This is a genomic window from Pseudomonas sp. RW407 (assembly GCF_003176655.1).
Classification (GTDB): Bacteria; Pseudomonadota; Gammaproteobacteria; order Pseudomonadales; family Pseudomonadaceae; genus Pseudomonas; species Pseudomonas delhiensis.
Genome location: NZ_QGSL01000029.1, coordinates 660244 through 675927, shown reverse-complemented (window position 1 = coordinate 675927; position 15684 = coordinate 660244). Strand labels below are relative to the sequence as shown.

Here is a 15684-nt window from a genome sequence, read left to right as displayed (position 1 = left end):
TTGTAGCGACACGCCCGCCAAAACAACAAGAGGCCCCTCATGCGCCAATTCCCCCCGTGCCACGCCCCGCGCACGCTTTCGCCCGCCCCTGGCGGATTCCTGCCGGACACGCCCATAGCGGCGCAAGAGGAGCGGAACCCATGAACACCCAGGCCAAGACCCCGGCGCAGCTGCGCCCCAGGCGCTACGCCTACGAGTGGTACGTCGTCAGCCTGTGCATGGTGGCGTACATCTTCTCCTTCGTGGACCGGCAGATCCTGGCGTTGATGATCGAGCCCATCAAGGCCGACCTGCAGCTCAGCGACACCCAGTTCAGCCTGCTGCACGGGCTGGCGTTCTCGCTGTTCTACGCGGTGATGGGCTGGCCCATCGCCTACCTGGCCGACCGCTTCTCGCGGCCGCGGATCATCGCCATCGGCGTGGTCTTCTGGAGCCTGGCCACCGCCGCCTGCGGGCTGTCGAAGAACTTCCTGCAGATGTTCCTGGCGCGCATCGGCGTCGGCGTGGGGGAGGCGGCGCTGTCGCCGGCGGCCTACTCGATGTTCAGCGACCTGTTCCCCAGGGAAAAACTGGGACGCGCGGTGGGCATCTACTCCATCGGCTCCTTCGTCGGCGGCGGCCTGGCCTTCCTGGTCGGCGGCTACGTCATCGACCTGCTCAAGGACACCCACGCCGTGGTGCTGCCGCTGCTGGGCGAGGTCAAGGCCTGGCAGCTGACCTTCTTCATCGTCGGCCTGCCCGGGGTGCTGGTGGGCCTGCTGATCTGGCTGACCGTGCGCGACCCGCAGCGCAAGGGCCTGAGCCGCGACGCCAGCGGCCAGGCCAGGGCCGTGGCGCCGGGCGACGGCGTGCGCTTCCTCGGCCGCCACCGGCTGACCTTCACCTGCCTGTACCTGGGCTTCTCCTGCTACGCCATGGCCCTGTACGCCATGCTTAGCTGGACCCCGGCGCTGTACATGCGCAAGCACGGCCTGGACCCGGTGAGCACCGGCTACACCCTGGGCGTGGTACTGCTGCTGGCGAACACCGCCGGCGTGTACTGCGGCGGCTGGCTGACCGACGTGCTGGCCCGCCGCGGCCACGGCGACGCGGCCATGCGCACTGGCGTGATCGGCGCCATCGGCATGCTCGTGCCGGTGGCCCTGTTTGCCCTGGTGGAGCCGCTGTGGCTGTCCCTGGCGCTGCTGGTGCCGGCGATGTTCTTCGCCTCCTTCCCCCTGCCGACCTCCACCACGGCCATGCAGAACCTGGCGCCGAACCAGGTGCGCGCGCAGGTCTCGGCGATCTTCCTGCTGGTCAGCAACCTGCTGGCGGTGGGCCTGGGCACCACCCTGGTGGCGCTGATCACCGACCGGGTGTTCGGCGACCCGGCGGCGGTGGGGGCGTCCATCGCCATCGTCTCCGCGGTGGCCACGCTGCTGACCATAGGGCTGTTGTGGAAAGGCTGCGGCAGCTACCGCGCGAGCCTGGTTCGTGAACAGGCGGAGCGTGCCTGAGCGGACTCCGTCCGCGATTCGTGCCACAGGGAATGGCGTGGGTGGGGCAGCGTAGGAGCGGATCTTATCCGCGAACCGCTCCGGTGGTTCCGGCTATCGCGGACAAGGTCCGCTCCGGGGGGGACATGCCGTGCCTCCCGGAAACCTGTAGGAGCGGGCCCTGCCCGCGAAATCGCGTGCAGGGCGCGCTCCTACAGGGGAATGGCGTGGGTGGATTCATCCGCGCTACGCCGGTACCACTTCGCGGCCCGGCAGGAAGCGTCCGAAGCCGCGTTCCTTGCCCAGCTCCTCGGCAAAGCCGCTTTCCCGCCGGTACGCCACGCGCCCGTTGATGACGGTGGCCTCCACCGCCGCGTCGTTGCGCTTGACCAGGCGCACCAGCCCGAGGTTTTCCATGGGCGCCTCGCTCACCTCGTCCAGCTCGTCGGTCAGGCCTTCGGGGTTGACGATCACCAGGTCGGCGCGGTCGCCCACGCGGAGGTAGCCGGCGTCCAGCCCGGCGAAGTCGGCCAGTTCGCCGGTCAGGCGCCGCACCGCGCGGCCGACGTCCATGAACGGCTGGCCGGCCAGCTCGGCGTCGCGCACGTACTTGAGCAGGCGCAGCGGGAAGTTGTACTGCGCGTGGGACGCCAGGTGCGCGCCGGAGTCGGCGAAGCCCGGCTGCGTCCAGGGGCTGGCCAGCAGCCTGGCCATCACCTGCGGGCGGTGGTTGCCGTAGCAGGTGGTCCACTTCAGCGCGTTGCGGTACTGGCTGGCCAGGTCGAAGAAGGCGTCCACTGCGTCCTTGCCCTGCTGCTGGCCGATCTCCTCGAAGTTGCGCCCGACGAGGCTCGCGTCCGGGCATTCGCGCACCCAGCAGTCGGACAGCCGGCGGTGCCACAGGCCAAGGCTGAGGGTGGCCTTGATGTCCTTGCGGAAACGCTCGCGGAAGGCCGGGTCCTGGATGCGCGCGTAGAGTTCTTCCGGGTCCTTGATGTCGCGCAGCACTTCGCCGGCGCCGAACTCCTCGAAGCCGTTCATGTTCAACCCCTCGATGCGCACCACGAAGGGCGCCGGCAGCGTCTGCCAGCGGAAGCGCCCGCGCAGCACGCGGTTGGCCAGCCAGCCGGAGGCGCGGGTGATGCGGTGCATGAAGGGCTGCGACTTGAGGTCCAGGGCGGTGAGCATGCTGCACTTGAGCGGCCGGCGGAACCAGCCGTGGGCCTGCCAGAGGAAGGCGAACACGTTGATCTTGGTCACCGCGTTGGGCGCGCCCTGCATCAGCGCGCCGCGCCGGCGCAGCACGGCGAACAGGCGGGCGAACTCCTTCCAGCTGGCGAAGGTGGAGGGCAGCGGGCTGGACCAGGCGCGCTCGCCGTCCATCTTGTCCAGCCGCGTGGTCATCACCGACAGGCCGAAGCAGCCGGCGTCCAGCGCTTCGTCGAGCAGTTGCTCCATGCGCCGCAGCTCGGCCTCGGTGGGCCTGGCGCCGCTGGTGGCGCGTTCCAGGCCCATCACCGCCACGCGCAGTTCGGAGTGGCCGAGGAAGGAACACAGGTTCGGGCCCAGCGGCAGTTGCTCGTAGAAGGCGCGGTAGCCGGCGGCGTCGCGCCAGGTGCGCTTCTCCCGCAGGATCGGCAGCACCACCTCGCGGGGCACCGCCTCGACGCGGGTGAACAGGTCGGAGCAGTCCTCCGCCTCGCCCAGCACCATGCTGATGGAGCAGGAGCCCAGGGCCACCGTGGTCACGCCGTGGCGCACCGATTCCTTCAGCGCCGGCGCGGCTATCACCTCGGCGTCGTAGTGCGAGTGGATTTCCAGGAAGCCCGGGGTCACCCAGCTGCCGGCGGCGTCCAGCACCTGCGGGCAGCCGGCCTCGTCCAGCGGCGAGGCGCTGAGGGTATCGATGCGCCCGGCGCGGATGCCCAGGTGGCGCAGGGCGCCGGGGGCGCCGCTGCCGTCGAAGTAGAGGCCGTTCTTGACGATGATGTCGTAGCTCACAGGAGGCTCCAGGGAGACAGCAGCAGGACCCCGCTGACCAGCAGCAGGAGGTGGATGGCCAGGCGGAAGTGGCGTTCCGCGCAGCGCCGGTGCAGGTGCTCGCCCAGCCACAGGCCCAGCGGCAGCAGCGGCGCGTAGGCCAGCACCTGGGGCAGGGCCGGGCGCAGCCGGCCGTCGAGCAGGAAGGCCAGGGTGAGCAGGCCGTTCAGGGTGAACCAGACGCACACCAGGGTGGCGCGCAGGCGCGACTTGTCCAGCTGCTGGCCGGCCAGGGCGTAGACCAGCAGCGGCCCACCGGAGGCGAACAGGCCCTGGCAGACGCCGGCGGCGCCGGTGGCCAGGCGCATCGCCCAGCCGGGCACCCGGCCGCGCGGCGTGCCCTTGGCGCTGCGCTGCAGCTCGCGGGCGGCGAACCAGAGGATGAGCAGGCCGAGGCCGCGCTTGAGCAGTTGCGGGTCCAGCCAGGGCAGCAGCAGGTAGCCGGCCACCATGCCCAGCAGCATGCCCGGCAGCAGGGTGGCCAGCAGCAGCCGCCACTGCACCAGGCGGCGGTGGCGCCAGGCCAGGTAGCTGGTCAGGCCGACGTTCAGTGGCACCAGCACCGGCAGCAGTTGTTCGATGGGCAGCAGCAGCGCGCCGAGGGACAGCGCCAGCACCACGCTGCCGAAGCCGGTGACCGCTTCCAGGGTGTAGGCCAGCAGGATGAAGCTGCCCAGGGCCGGCGCCACGTAGCTCATGGCGCTCTTCCCGCCGAGGCGGCCAGGCCCGGCAATGGCGCGCGGCGCGACCAGAACAGCGCCAGGCCCAGCCCGGTGAGCAGTTGCCAGCAGCCCCAGAAGGCGGCGATCAGCAGCATGCCGCCGGCCTCGGGGAAGAAGGTCAGGATCAGCGCCATGCCCAGCGCCGAATTGTGGATGCCGCTTTCCAGCGTCACTGCGCGCACGTCGGCCTCGGCCAGCCGACAGGCCCGCGCGCACAGGTAGCCCAGGCCCAGGGCCACGCCGTTGAGCAGCGCCACCAGCCAGAAGAACAGGTGGAAGTAGGCGACGAACTGCGCGTAGTTCTTGACGAAGGCCATGACCACGAAGGCCGCCAGCACCAGCAGCGAGAACACCCGCATGGGCTTCTCCAGGCGCCGCGCCAGTTGCGGGCGGCGCCGGCCCAGGGCCATGCCGGCGAGCATCGGCGCCACCAGCACCAGCAGCACCGTGGCCAGCAGCTCCAGCGGGTCGATGCGGATCTGCGTGAGCAGCGCGCGGGTCTCCGGCGCAAGGCTGGCGTAGAGGGCGAAGTTGAACGGCGTGAAGAACCCGGCGGACAGCCCGGACACCGCGGTGACGCTGGCCGACACCGCGACGTTGCCGCGCGCCAGCCAGGTCATGACGTTGGAGAAGCTGCCGCTGGGGCAGGTGGCCACCAGCAGCATGCCCAGGGCCAGCTGCGGGTCGATCGGCAGCAGGTTGGCCAGCAGGCAGGCGCCGGCCGGCAGCAGCAGGAACTGGATGAGCATGCCGATCAGCGGCGCCTTGGGCGTGCGGACGATGCGGGCGAAGTCCTCGCGGCGCAGTTCCAGGGAGACGCCGAACATCATCAGCGCGATGATCGCGTTCAGGGCCAGCATCGAGGCGCCGGCGAATTCCAGGTGGACGGTGGGCATCAGCGCGCCTCCCGAAGGGGCGCGGGGCAGGGGGTGCAAGGCATGCGCGGCTCGTTTGTGTTTCTCGTTGTAATGGGCAAGGATACCCGCCCCACGCCGCGCTTTGATGGCTCAATCAGGACTTTTTCCGGTTATTTCGGGACCATGCCCAACAGCCCCTCGATCACCGTCCACTACGCCCAGGGCATCCTCCAGGCCGCCGCGCGCCTGGGCCTGCAGCTGCCCGCCGAACTGCGCGAACTGGGCCGCGAGGCGCGCATCCCGCTGGCGCGCCAGGACGAGCTGTGGGAGGGCCTGTGCGCGGCCAGCGCCGACCCGCTGCTCGGCCTGCGCCTGGGCAGCGCCCTGCAGGTCGGCCACCTGGACATGGTCGGCGCCCTGCTGATGAGCTGCGAGACCTTCGGCGAGGCCCTGGAGGCGCTGCTGGAGTACTACCCGATCATCGCCGAGGGCAGCGCGTTCAGCCTGCGCCACCAAGCCGGCGGCGTGGCCCTGGCCTACCAGCCAAGCTACAGCGTGCGCCGCGAGGCGCGGGTGGAAGCGGTGCTGGCCAGCCTGGTGCGCTTGAGCGCCTGGATCACCGGCGAGCGCGTGCGCCCGCAGGCGGTGCGCATCGGCCACGGGGCCCGCGGCGAGGCGGGCAGCTACCGCGAGTTGCTGGGCCTGCTGCCCGGGTTCGGCGCAGGCGAAGATGGCTTGGTGTTCGCCGATAGCGACCTGCAAGTGCCACTGATCCAGGCCAACGCGCCCATGCGCGAGCACCTGCGCCAGTTGGCCGACGCCCAGTTGCAGCGCCTGGGCGCGCAGAGTCTGGCGGCCCAGGTGCAGGGGTTGCTGCGCGAGCACCCGCAGTGGGGCAAGGAGCGTGTCGCCGAACGCCTGGGCCTCAGCGGCCGGCACCTGAACCGGCGCCTGGCCGAGGAGGGCAGCAGCTTCAAGCTGTTGCGCGAGCGGGTGCTGCACGCCATGGCCGAGCAGCTGCTGCAGGGCCCCGCGCGGCTGGCGGACGTGGCCGAGCGCCTGGGCTTCTCCGACGAGAGCGCCTTCGCCAAGGCCTTCCGCCGCTGGAGCGGGACCACCCCCGGGCAGTTCCGCCAGGGCGCGGACTGACTCAGGCGTTGGCCGCCAGGGCGCGCAGGCGCTCGCCGGCCACCACGATCTTGCGCTGGCGGTGGCAGCCCTGGCCGGGGTTGAAGGTCTGCAGTTCGATGCGCTTGCGGAAGCAGTCCACCTGGTCTTCCTGCAGGGGCTGGCCCTCGGCGGTCAGCAGGTCGCGGCGGATGCGTTCGATGAAGTTGTTCAGGCGCGTCGGGTCACGCCATTCGCTGGCCGGGATGGCCCAGGTGGTCAGCAGGCGCCGGCTTTCGTTGTCGCGCAGCCTCAGCAGCAGGCCGCCATCCGGGCGTTGCTGGAGGTCGATGCGATAGTCGCTGAACTGTTCGCCGAGAAGTCGCGGGGCCTGGCTACGGTCGTTGTGCATGACGCTCTCCCTTGGTATCCGTGAAGCCGATGGGAGAGCTGTTGCAGCATGCGTTCCAGCTTCGCTTGAAAATTTTCTCTTTTCAAATCAGCAGGTTGATGGAGGGAAGCGAAGACGTGAGCGTGCATTGCGCACGATCGCACAAAGCCTGCACGGCAGAATGCAAGGTCCCGGGCGCTCAGTGCTGCTCGTCGATCACGCCTTCCTGGTGGGCGGCGGACAGGTGCGGCTCCTGGCCGCTGTCGACCGGGTCCAGCTCCACCAGCTCCTCCAGTTCATCGGCTTCGCGGGTCACCACCGGATCGGGGTGCGGGGTATCCACGGGGCTTTTCATGGGCATTCCTCCAGCGGGCATCGTGGCCCGTACCTCTGTTCAGACCCCACCTGCGCGGGCGCGTGCGATCCATTCATGCGCACGGTCTCATGCACACAGTGTCGCGCGAAAACCCGCCTGCGGGAGGCTAAGCGAGGAACGGCAGGGAAAAGGGGCGGCTGCTAGAAGCCGCTGGCTCGTCGGTGCCCCGGCTCGTCCAGGTGCATGCCGAAGGCCAGCTGGAAGAACTCGGCGAGCTGTTCGTCGAGCACCTCGCCGTCCAGCGAGTCCAGGTGCGCGCCCAGGCGGCGCGTGCGCTGGCCATGGGCGGCGTACTGCTCGTGGACCAGGCCCTGGAGTTCGGTATCGGCGACGATGCGGTAGAAGCTCGGCTGCTGGCTGCTGCCCAGGCGGGCGAACAGGCACAATTGCAGGTGGTCGTCCTCGTCCACGAGCAGCTCGACCTGGCAGTCCAGGCCGCGGTCGCGGGCGAAGCGGCTGGCTTCCTCGAAGGCGGGCAGGGCCTTCTGCAGGACGTGGGTCTCGAAGGTGAAGAGGAAATCCTCCTCCGCGGGCCCCGAGGCCCTGGGTGCAGAGTCGTACATGCCGGCGGCTCCTGTGCGGGGGATAAGGAAACACGCAAACGGACCACGTAATCCCGGCGCCACACCTCGACCGCGCCGGACGACAACGCCCATGACACTTGTCTGGCGCCAATCTGTCAATGAGTTCCCCGGCATATGCGCGGCGCTGCAAATAGCCGGAGGTTAGAAGGCCCGTTCAGGGCGCCGGCGCGCCGGCCAGCGCCGGGAAGTCCTCCGGGGTGAGGGTTTCCCGCTCCAGCAGCAGGCGCGCGCCTTCCTCCAGGTCGGCGCGGCGTTGCTCCAGCAGGGCCCGGGCGCGGCGGAAGGCTTCGTCGATCAGCTCGCGCACGCACAGGTCCACCTCGCGGGCGGTCTGCTCCGAGTAGTCCTTCTCGCGCAGCCCCGCCAGGTGGCCGTTGTCGCCCGCCAGGTAGGGCGCGCTCTGCCGCTCCAGCACGGCCTGGCCGAGCTGCTCGCTCATGCCGAAGCGCGTCACCAGCTGGCGGGCGATGTCGGTGGCCTTGGCCAGGTCGTCGGCGGCGCCGGTGGAAATCTCCTCGAACACCAGGGCCTCGGCGGCGCGCCCGGCCAGCAGCACCACCATGCGGTCCTTGAGTTCCTGGCGGCCGATCAGGAAGCGGTCCTCGGTGGGCCGCTGCAGGGTGAAGCCCAGGGCGCCGATGGCATGGGGCACGATGGAGACCTTGTGCACCGGGTCCATGCGCGGCAGCGAGGCGGCGGCCAGCGCGTGGCCCATCTCGTGGTAGGCCACCACCTTGCGCTCCTGCGGCTGCAGCAGCCGGCTGCGGCGCTCGGCGCCGGCGACGATGCGCTCCACCGCGGCGGTGAAGTCGGCCATGCTCACCGCCTCGGCGCCGCGCCGGGTGGCGCCGATGGCGGCCTCGTTGACCAGGTTGGCGAGGTCCGCGCCGGTGAAGCCGGTGGTGATGGCGGCGATCTGCGTGCAGTCCAGGTCGCGGGCGGCGCTGATGCGCTTCAGGTGCACCCGCAGGATGGCCTCGCGGCCGCGGCGGTCCGGGCGGTCGATGAGGATCTGGCGGTCGAAGCGTCCGGCGCGCAGCAGGGCCGGGTCCAGCACTTCCGGGCGGTTGGTGGCGGCCAGCAGCACCACGCCTTCGCGCGGGTCGAAGCCGTCCAGCTCGGCGAGCAGCTGGTTGAGCGTCTGCTCCTTCTCGTCGTTGCCGCCGAAGGCGCCCAGCCCGCGCATCTTGCCCAGGGCGTCCAGCTCGTCGATGAAAATGATGCAGGGCGCGGCCTTGCGCGCCTGCTCGAAGAGGTCGCGCACCCGCGCGGCGCCCACACCGACGAACAGCTCGACGAACTCCGAGCCGGAAATGGAGAAGAACGGTACCCCGGCCTCGCCGGCCACGGCCTTGGCCACCAGCGTCTTGCCGGTGCCGGGCGGACCCACCAGCAGGATGCCCTTGGGAATGCGCGCGCCCAGGCGGCTGTAGGTGGGGCGGTCCTTGAGGAAGGACACCACCTCCTGCAGCTCGGCCTTGGCCTCGTCGATGCCGGCGACGTCGTCGAAGCTGACCCCGGTGTCGCGCTCGACGAACACCCGCGCCTTCGACTTGCCGACGTTGACCATGCCGCCGAAGCCCTGCTTCTCGGCCAGGCCGCGGAAGAAGAACACCCACAGGGCGAAGATCAGCAGGAACGGCAGCAGCCAGCCCAGCAGCTTGGCCAGGCCGCTCTGGGTGACGCCGGAGAAGTCCACCTCGGCCTTCTCCAGCTGCGCCGCCAACCGCGGCTCGACGCGGTTGGTGGTGAAGCGCGTGCGGCCCTGGATCGGCTCCTTGAGGGTGCCGCTGATGCGCTCCTGGTCGATGCGCAGGTCGCTGACCTTGCCGGCGTCCAGCAGGCGCTGGAACTCGCTGTAGGGAATCGGCGCCTCGGCCGAGTATTCACCCAGCCAGTTCTGCAACAGCAGCATGGCCACGAAGGCCACGAGGAAATACCCGAGGTTCCATTGGTGGTGCTTTTCCATGGCCATGCTCGCTCCCGTGCCGGCAGGGGGGATGGATGCACGCCGGGCTCCGGCGTCGGCACCATTCAGGCACGAACCGCGGCGCGGGGCCTTGGCCGGGATCAAACAAAGGCGGAGGCGGCGTGTCCGAAGGATAGCCGCCGTTGGGGTCAGTGGCCGGTGAGTTCGGCGAGCAACTCGTCGCGCAGCTGCGGCATCCCCGCCTCAACCGGCGTGCTTTCCGGCCGCCCGTTCGAAGACGCTTTCCGCCCACTGGTTGAGGCTCTTGCCTTCGGCTTGTGCGGCGAGGCTGGCGGCGGCATGGACCTCGGGGCGGATGCGCAGCATGACCTTGCCCGAGGCCGGTTTCTCCGGCGTCACGCCCCGTTCGGCGCAGTCGGCCAGGTAATCCTCGACGGCCGTGTGAAAAGCCGTGTGCAGCTCGGCCACGTTGTCGGCATGGAAGCTGATGATGTCGCGGACACCGAGCAGGCGGCCGACGAAGATGTCGTCGCGGTCGTCGAATTCTACGCGCGCCGCGTAGCCCTTGTAGGTCATGCAGTTCATGGTTCAACTCCGGCCCGGCGGAGAAATTCGCGGGCCTCTTCGACTTGGTACTTCTTCGCTTCCTTGCCCGGATGGGGGCGATGGCATCGCCAGATGCAAGCGCCCAGCGTCAACCTCACCCTCGATCCTTCGCGCTCCTGAATCTCACCTCCCAGGTGGAGGACCAGCGCTTCGATGTCGGCGAAGGCCAACGACGCACTCGTAGGCGTGCGAAAGAGGGCTTCCAGTGTTCTGGCGTGGCGATTCTTCATCCGGTGAATGCTATCGCTGGATGATAGCATTTCATGCCGGCGAGATCGTGGAGCACCGTAGGATCCGGCCGGGCACGTAGGGCGAATAACCGTTCGCAACCTGCCCGAGCTGTACGAACACATCGAGGAAGCCGTGTTCCGCACCGCCTACCACTACTGCCACGGCAACCAGTTGCAGACCGCCCGCCTGCTGGGCATCAGCCGCAACATCGTGCGGGCGCGGCTGGAGAAGATCGGCGAGCTGGAGCCTTCCAGCCGGACCCTCGCCGCCCAGCGGGGCTAGCCGCCGCGCCGCAGCTGGAAGCGGCACACCTGGCCGCCGCGCAGCATGCACTCGCAGTGGTCGACGGCGGCGCCGCCGAGGCGGCCGAGCAGGGCCAGGTCCAGTTCGCAGACTTCCGGGTGGCGGCTGGCCAGGTGGTGGAACACGCAGTTGTGCGCGACTATCTCCGGTTCGCCGCCGCTGCGGGCGATCAGTTGCGCCTCGTAGCCGGCGGCGTTCATGTGTTCGACGATGCGCGCCTGGTCCACCGGGGCTGGTTCCAGTTCCGTGGCCATGCGCTCGCCCAGCTTGCGCATCAGCGCTACCAGGGCGTCGTGGCCGATGAGTTGCGCCACTTCGCCGATCAGCAGGTCGGCCAGCAGCTGGTATTGCCGGGGGAACAGCTCGCGGCCGCGGGGGCTCAGCTGGTACAGCTGCTCCGGGCGGCGCCCGGTGGGGCGCAGCGGGCCGCGCAGCACCAGGGCGTCGCGTTCCAGCGCCGCCAGGTGCTGGCGCACGGCGGTGCGCGTCACCGCCAACTGCTCGGCCAACTCGTCGATGCTCATGCCCTGCGCACGGTAGAGCAGGGCGCTGAGCAGGTCCTGCTGGGTGCGGCCCAATCCCTGAAGCATGCGTCTACCTCGCGGCGAACTTGTCGGGGAACTGCTTGACCAGGGCGCTGGCCAGGGCGTCGGAGAGCATCAGGATATGCCCGCGCATGGCTGCCCAGGTCCTGGCTTCGGCAGCGTAGTCGTGGGCGGCCAACTGGTCGATCTGGGCGATGTGCTGGGCGCCGTGGGTGCCGAGCATGGCCAGCAGGTCGTTCTCGGGCAGGTTGGGGTTGGCCCCGGCGAGGAAGCGGGCGATGGCCCCGGCGTTGCCCTGCAGCTCGCCGACGGCGGCCTTGCGGCCATTGGCATCCTTGGCCACGCTGGCATCGCTGTAGTGCTTCACCGCGCCCCAGTGCCCGGCCAGCAACTGCAGCAACTGGTCGGCGGCCGGCTGGCCGTACAGCGGGGCGATGCTGTTGGCGATGGCCGTGGCGTTGGCCACCACCTGTTCGCCGGCCACCTTGGCCTGGCGGCTGTCGCCGGCCTGGTTGGCCTGGACGTAGTCGCGGATCCAGAAGATGTGTTCCAGCCACAGGTCGCGCAGCGCCAGGCGCGTATCCAGCGCCGAGGCCGCGCTGGGCGTGTCGGCGGCAGTGGCCGGGGTGGGCAGGGCGGCGCTGGTGCAGAGTGCGGCGAGTCCGAGGAAAAGCAGTGTCCTGACGTTCATGGCGATAGCCTCTTGCAGGTCGATAACACTACAAGAGCAATTTCAGCATATTTAAATGCCGTTATTGTTTTTGCCGACCGGAGGTCATGCCCGCCCCCTTGGCGCAGGCGGGCCCCGGCGCAGTATCCTTCGCGCTCCCCCAGCGCCATGAGCCGACCATGATCGAATTCCACAACGTCACCGCCTTCCAGCAGCAGACCCGCGTGCTCGACGGCTTTTCCCTGCGCATCGAGGACGGCGAGAAGGTCGCCATCCTCGGGCCCAACGGCGCCGGCAAGAGCACCCTGCTCAAGCTGATCAGCCGCGAGCTGTACCCGGTGGAGCGCGAAGGCAGCCACCTGAAGCTGTTCGGCAGCGACACCGTCAACCTGTGGGACCTGCGCAGCCGCATCGGCTTCATCTCCCAGGACCTGCAGGACGACTACACGCCCTACACCCAGGCCCTGGACGTGGTGGTCTCCGGCTTCTTCGGCTCGATCGGCGCCCACGGCCACCTGCAGCCCAGCGAGGCGCAGTTGCAGCAGGCCCGCGAGCTGCTCGCGGTGGTGGAGATGGAAGGCCACGAGCGGACCATGTTCCAGCGCCTGTCCACCGGCCAGAAGCGCCGCCTGCTGCTGGCCCGCGCCCTAGTCCACGCGCCGCGCGCGCTGATCCTCGACGAGCCGGCCAACGGCTTGGACATGGGTGCCAGCCTGGGCATGCTGCGCCTGTTGCGGCGCTTCTGCGGCGCCGAGCACGCGATGATCATCACCACCCACCACATCGACGAGATCATCCCCGAGATCGAGCGCGTGGTGCTGCTGGACCGCGGCCGCATCGTCGCCGACGGGCCCAAGGCCGAGGTGCTGACCAGCGAGCGCCTGTCCGCGCTGTACCAGACGCAGCTGCGCATCAGTGAAGAGGACGGTTGGTATCGTTGCTGGCATGCCTAGCCCGTAGGGCGCCAGGTTTGAGGTTGGCGGCGGATAATCGCGAACGGTTATTCGCCCTACGGATTTGTTCATGCATCTCTGCCAACGCCTCTCCTCGGTGTGGGGCGGAATCCCGTTGGGCATTGGGAGTTGGGTTACGTAGGACTCCGTCCGCGATCAGGTTCCCGGTGGAGCGGGCGCTCCACCGGGAGGGCACTTGCCAGGTTAGCTGCGCCCGCCTCCATGGCTGTGCTGCCCGCCCTTGCGGCCGGCTTCGGAGGCTTTCTCACGGTCGTTGGCGAAGTTGCCGCCGCTTTGCTGACCGCCTTTCTTCCCTGCCTCGGAGGCTTTTTCGCGATCGTTGGCGAAGTTGCCGGGATTGGTGTTTTTGGAAGTCATGAAAGTGCTCCTCGGATGCTTCGCATCCATTGGGTGGGCCGCCAGTCGGCCCACACAGTTACTGGGAAGGCAGCGCCGGAGAATGGTTCGAAGAAGTTTCGCCAGTGGTTGAAGTTCCGGCGCAGCCCGGCTGGATCAGGCGCCCGAAGGCGTGCGCGAGGGGCCGAGCAGGTCGATGACTTCCTGGTCGTCGAGCTGGTGGAAGTCCCGGTAGTAGTGGCCGACGGAGTGGAAATCCTCCGGTGTCAGCAGGCATACCAGTTCGTCCACCAGCGGCCGCAGTTTCTCCACGGTGGCCGGCGGCCCCACGGGCACGGCGAGGATGATGCGCCGCGGGCCGTCCTCGCGCAGGGCCTGCAGCGCCGCACGCACGCTGTTGCCGGTGGCCAGGCCGTCGTCCACCAGGATCAGGTCGCGGCCACGGCGTGACGCCAGCGGCTGCCGCCCGCAGTAGCGGGCGCGGCGGCGCTCGATTTCCCGCAGCTGTTCGGCTAGGCGGCGCTCGAACCAGTCGGGCGCCACGCGCAGCTGGCGCAGCAGGTCCTCGTCCTTCACCCACCTGGGCGGGTCGCCTTCCACCACGGCGCCCACGGCGTATTCCTCGTGGCCGGGCGCGCCTATCTTGCGCACCAGCAGCAGTTCCAGGGGGTACTGCAGGGCCAGGGAGATCTCATAGGCCACCGGCACGCCGCCGCGGGGCAGGGCCAGCAGCAGGGGCTCGTGCATGGGCCGTTCGCGCAGCGCCTCGGCCAGGGCCTTGCCGGCGTGCCGCCGGTCGTCGAATGCGTTCATCGTCAGACTCCGAAGGGGAAGGTGTCCGCCGCGCCCGGCGCCGCCTCGCCGGTGCCGGGCTGCAGCGGGGTGACAGCGGTGGTCCGGGCGAACCACAGGTAGGCGTCGAACTGTTCGCCCAGCACCGCCTCGCAGGAATCCCCGTCGCCCCATTCCACCCGCGCGCCGTAGGCCGCCGGGTCGCCCTGCCAGGGCGTGAGGCAGGCATAGCGCTCGCGGGCCTCGCGTGCGCGGGGCGGGTCGTGCAGCTCCAGGTACTGCAGCACCGCGGCCATGGAGGCGCGCAGGCTGTAGATGTCCAGGCCGCGGAATTCCACGCGTTCGGCGATGGGCAGGCCGGCATTGTGGCGGCGCAGCCAGCGCACGAAGTCGAGCACCTCGCGGTTGCGCCACATCCAGCTGGGGAAACGGCTGAAGGCGGCGTCTTCGTCGGGCTGGCCGGGGTAGTCGCGGACGTGGCGGTCCAGGCGCGCCGTGTCCGGCCAGTCGCCCTCGATGGCGACTATGTTGAAGCCGTGCCGCTCGACCAGCTGGCGGGTGATGGCGGCCCGCGCCCGGTAGAACTCCGAGGTGCCGTGGCTGGCCTCGCCGATCAGCACCACCCGGCCGTCGGCGTAGCGCGAGAAGAAGCCGCCGAAGGTCGCCGCGTCCGGATCGGGCAGCGGTTCGGCGGCGTGGCGCAGGCGTTCGACCAGGCATTCGCGCTCGGCTTCGCTGGGGAAGGAAGACATGCTGCGTACCTCGTCCCGTGGCTCATTCTGGTTTTGAGAAGGCAGCGGGGCGGGCGTTCAGGTTTTCAGTGCGGCGGCAGGCGGCCAGGGCGCGGACGGGCCGGGGTTTGCTGGGAGCCGGCGGCCCCGGCGAGGTTCGGGAAATCCCTAGCTGGCCTCCTGGTGCATGGCCGAGGCCGGCCGGTCCTTCTGCAGTATCGCCAGGTCCAGCGTCTGGCGCAGCTCCAGGGCCAGCCTGGCCACGGCGCGCAGGCTGTTCCAGTCCTGCCGCGGGATCTTCGGCACGGTCAGTTCCACGTCCGTGGAATTGGGCGCGAGCAATTGCACGGTCATCGAACCGTCCGCCTCGAGCGTGCAGCGGCAGCCGTAGGGCGCGAAGCTGTCTTCGAGGATGCGTTTGGCCTGCAGGTAGGTTTGCATGGAAGGACTCCGGGTAGTCGATTCGCTCAGGCGTGTCCGCGCAGGGCCCGGGGCCTCTCGGCCCGCTCACGCCGAAAAGCCGACGCCAGGAAATGAACGATAGCCGGCTAGCGAACCGTTGTTATGACTTTTTCTTATAGCAATAACCGCATTCCGGCATGCCCATCCGCCGCAGCCGGTCGGCGACCGCGGCTGAACCCTGGACCTGCGCACCGGTCAGTCGGAGACCACGCACCACGGGCGGCGCCGCTGGCGCCGAGCCGCGGACAGCTCAAGCGTTTCGACGAATGGCCGCCGCCGGCGGCAGCCCACCCAGGAGGCACAGGACCATGGCGCACCCCCCGCGTTTCCGCATCCACTACGAGCTCGAAGGCCAGCCCTGCTCCCACGAGGTGGAGGCCCCCGGCGGCGACCTGACCCCGGACCAGGCGCGCTTCCAGCTGGAAAGCCTGCACTCGGACGCCAACCCGGCGGACATCACCGAGCTGCGCATCGTCCCGCTGACCCCCGGCGAGGGCGAGACCGGCCCCGGCGACGGCTGGCAGGCCGGCGCCCCCGATGGCGCGGCCTGAG

The 15684-nt window shown here is 69.6% G+C and carries 18 protein-coding genes and 2 pseudogenes; 5 read left to right on the top strand and 15 right to left on the bottom strand.

Going from position 1 to position 15684, the window contains the following annotated elements:
- The first annotated feature begins 140 nt into the window (after positions 1-140).
- Positions 141-1496, top strand: coding sequence for an MFS transporter (locus DK254_RS03915; RefSeq protein WP_109932374.1), 1356 nt, complete (start codon positions 141-143; stop codon positions 1494-1496).
- A gap of 225 nt (positions 1497-1721) precedes the next feature.
- On the opposite strand, the gene DK254_RS03910 is transcribed toward DK254_RS03915, so the two are convergent.
- The 3 genes from DK254_RS03910 to DK254_RS03900 are packed head-to-tail and all read right to left on the bottom strand — an operon-like array spanning position 1722 to position 5133.
- Positions 1722-3476, bottom strand: a complete 1755-nt coding sequence (locus tag DK254_RS03910; RefSeq protein WP_109932372.1) for an amidohydrolase family protein — start codon at positions 3474-3476, stop codon at positions 1722-1724.
- Complete coding sequence (locus DK254_RS03905; protein ID WP_109932370.1) at positions 3473-4213, bottom strand: sulfite exporter TauE/SafE family protein; 741 nt, start codon at positions 4211-4213, stop codon at positions 3473-3475. The genes DK254_RS03910 and DK254_RS03905 overlap by 4 nt, the downstream gene beginning before the upstream one ends.
- Complete coding sequence (locus DK254_RS03900; protein ID WP_109932368.1) at positions 4210-5133, bottom strand: bile acid:sodium symporter family protein; 924 nt, start codon at positions 5131-5133, stop codon at positions 4210-4212. The genes DK254_RS03905 and DK254_RS03900 overlap by 4 nt, the downstream gene beginning before the upstream one ends.
- 144 nt (positions 5134-5277) lie before the next feature.
- Between DK254_RS03900 and DK254_RS03895 the strand changes: the two genes are divergently transcribed.
- The gene (locus DK254_RS03895; protein ID WP_109932366.1) at positions 5278-6243 is read left to right on the top strand and encodes an AraC family transcriptional regulator; all 966 of its coding nucleotides are present in this window, start codon (positions 5278-5280) and stop codon (positions 6241-6243) included.
- Position 6244: 1 nt separating this feature from the next.
- On the opposite strand, the gene DK254_RS03890 is transcribed toward DK254_RS03895, so the two are convergent.
- The 6 genes from DK254_RS03890 to DK254_RS03870 all read right to left on the bottom strand — a co-directional run bounded on the left by DK254_RS03890 (position 6245) and on the right by DK254_RS03870 (position 10318).
- The gene (locus DK254_RS03890) at positions 6245-6613 is read right to left on the bottom strand and encodes a DUF3509 domain-containing protein (RefSeq protein ID WP_109932364.1); all 369 of its coding nucleotides are present in this window, start codon (positions 6611-6613) and stop codon (positions 6245-6247) included.
- 178 nt (positions 6614-6791) lie between these two features.
- Positions 6792-6947, bottom strand: a complete 156-nt coding sequence (locus DK254_RS34295) for a hypothetical protein (RefSeq protein ID WP_009621884.1) — start codon at positions 6945-6947, stop codon at positions 6792-6794.
- Positions 6948-7108: 161 nt separating this feature from the next.
- The gene (locus DK254_RS03885) at positions 7109-7531 is read right to left on the bottom strand and encodes a hypothetical protein (protein WP_109932362.1); all 423 of its coding nucleotides are present in this window, start codon (positions 7529-7531) and stop codon (positions 7109-7111) included.
- 175 nt (positions 7532-7706) lie between these two features.
- Positions 7707-9521 carry an ATP-dependent zinc metalloprotease FtsH gene (gene ftsH, locus DK254_RS03880; RefSeq protein WP_109932983.1) on the bottom strand — a complete coding sequence of 605 codons (1815 nt, stop codon included), beginning with the start codon at positions 9519-9521 and terminating at the stop codon, positions 7707-7709.
- Between the two features lie 204 nt (positions 9522-9725).
- On the bottom strand, positions 9726-10067 hold the full coding sequence (locus DK254_RS03875; protein WP_109932360.1) for a type II toxin-antitoxin system HicB family antitoxin: 342 nt from the start codon (positions 10065-10067) through the stop codon (positions 9726-9728).
- The gene (locus DK254_RS03870; RefSeq protein ID WP_109932358.1) at positions 10064-10318 is read right to left on the bottom strand and encodes a type II toxin-antitoxin system HicA family toxin; all 255 of its coding nucleotides are present in this window, start codon (positions 10316-10318) and stop codon (positions 10064-10066) included. Before DK254_RS03870 ends, DK254_RS03875 begins: the two co-directional genes overlap by 4 nt.
- Before the next feature lie 97 nt (positions 10319-10415).
- Between DK254_RS03870 and DK254_RS03865 the strand changes: the two are divergent.
- Positions 10416-10601: pseudogene (locus DK254_RS03865) on the top strand (helix-turn-helix domain-containing protein); the annotation flags it as partial.
- Here the strand turns inward: DK254_RS03865 and DK254_RS03860 are convergent.
- Positions 10598-11212, bottom strand: a complete 615-nt coding sequence (locus DK254_RS03860; protein ID WP_109932356.1) for a metalloregulator ArsR/SmtB family transcription factor — start codon at positions 11210-11212, stop codon at positions 10598-10600. The pseudogene DK254_RS03865 and the gene DK254_RS03860 overlap by 4 nt on opposite strands.
- A 4-nt stretch (positions 11213-11216) precedes the next feature.
- Positions 11217-11858, bottom strand: a complete 642-nt coding sequence (locus DK254_RS03855; RefSeq protein ID WP_109932354.1) for a hypothetical protein — start codon at positions 11856-11858, stop codon at positions 11217-11219.
- 158 nt (positions 11859-12016) lie between these two features.
- On the opposite strand from DK254_RS03855, the gene DK254_RS03850 reads away from it, so the two are divergent.
- Positions 12017-12790: an ABC transporter ATP-binding protein gene (locus tag DK254_RS03850; RefSeq protein ID WP_089393220.1), complete on the top strand. Its 774-nt coding sequence runs from the start codon at positions 12017-12019 to the stop codon at positions 12788-12790.
- Positions 12791-12994: 204 nt separating this feature from the next.
- Here the strand turns inward: DK254_RS03850 and DK254_RS03845 are convergent.
- The 4 genes and pseudogenes from DK254_RS03845 to DK254_RS03830 all read right to left on the bottom strand — a co-directional run.
- Positions 12995-13144: pseudogene (locus DK254_RS03845) on the bottom strand (general stress protein); the annotation flags it as partial.
- 159 nt (positions 13145-13303) lie between these two features.
- Positions 13304-13960, bottom strand: coding sequence for a phosphoribosyltransferase (locus tag DK254_RS03840; protein WP_109932352.1), 657 nt, complete (start codon positions 13958-13960; stop codon positions 13304-13306).
- Positions 13961-13962: 2 nt separating this feature from the next.
- On the bottom strand, positions 13963-14691 hold the full coding sequence (locus DK254_RS03835) for an erythromycin esterase family protein (RefSeq protein WP_109932350.1): 729 nt from the start codon (positions 14689-14691) through the stop codon (positions 13963-13965).
- Positions 14692-14838: 147 nt separating this feature from the next.
- On the bottom strand, positions 14839-15111 hold the full coding sequence (locus DK254_RS03830) for a DUF1652 domain-containing protein (RefSeq protein ID WP_109932348.1): 273 nt from the start codon (positions 15109-15111) through the stop codon (positions 14839-14841).
- Between the two features lie 329 nt (positions 15112-15440).
- On the opposite strand from DK254_RS03830, the gene DK254_RS03825 reads away from it, so the two are divergent.
- Positions 15441-15683 (top strand): hypothetical protein, encoded by a 243-nt coding sequence (locus DK254_RS03825; RefSeq protein ID WP_109932346.1) that lies wholly within the window; start codon positions 15441-15443, stop codon positions 15681-15683.
- Position 15684: the final 1 nt, after the last annotated feature.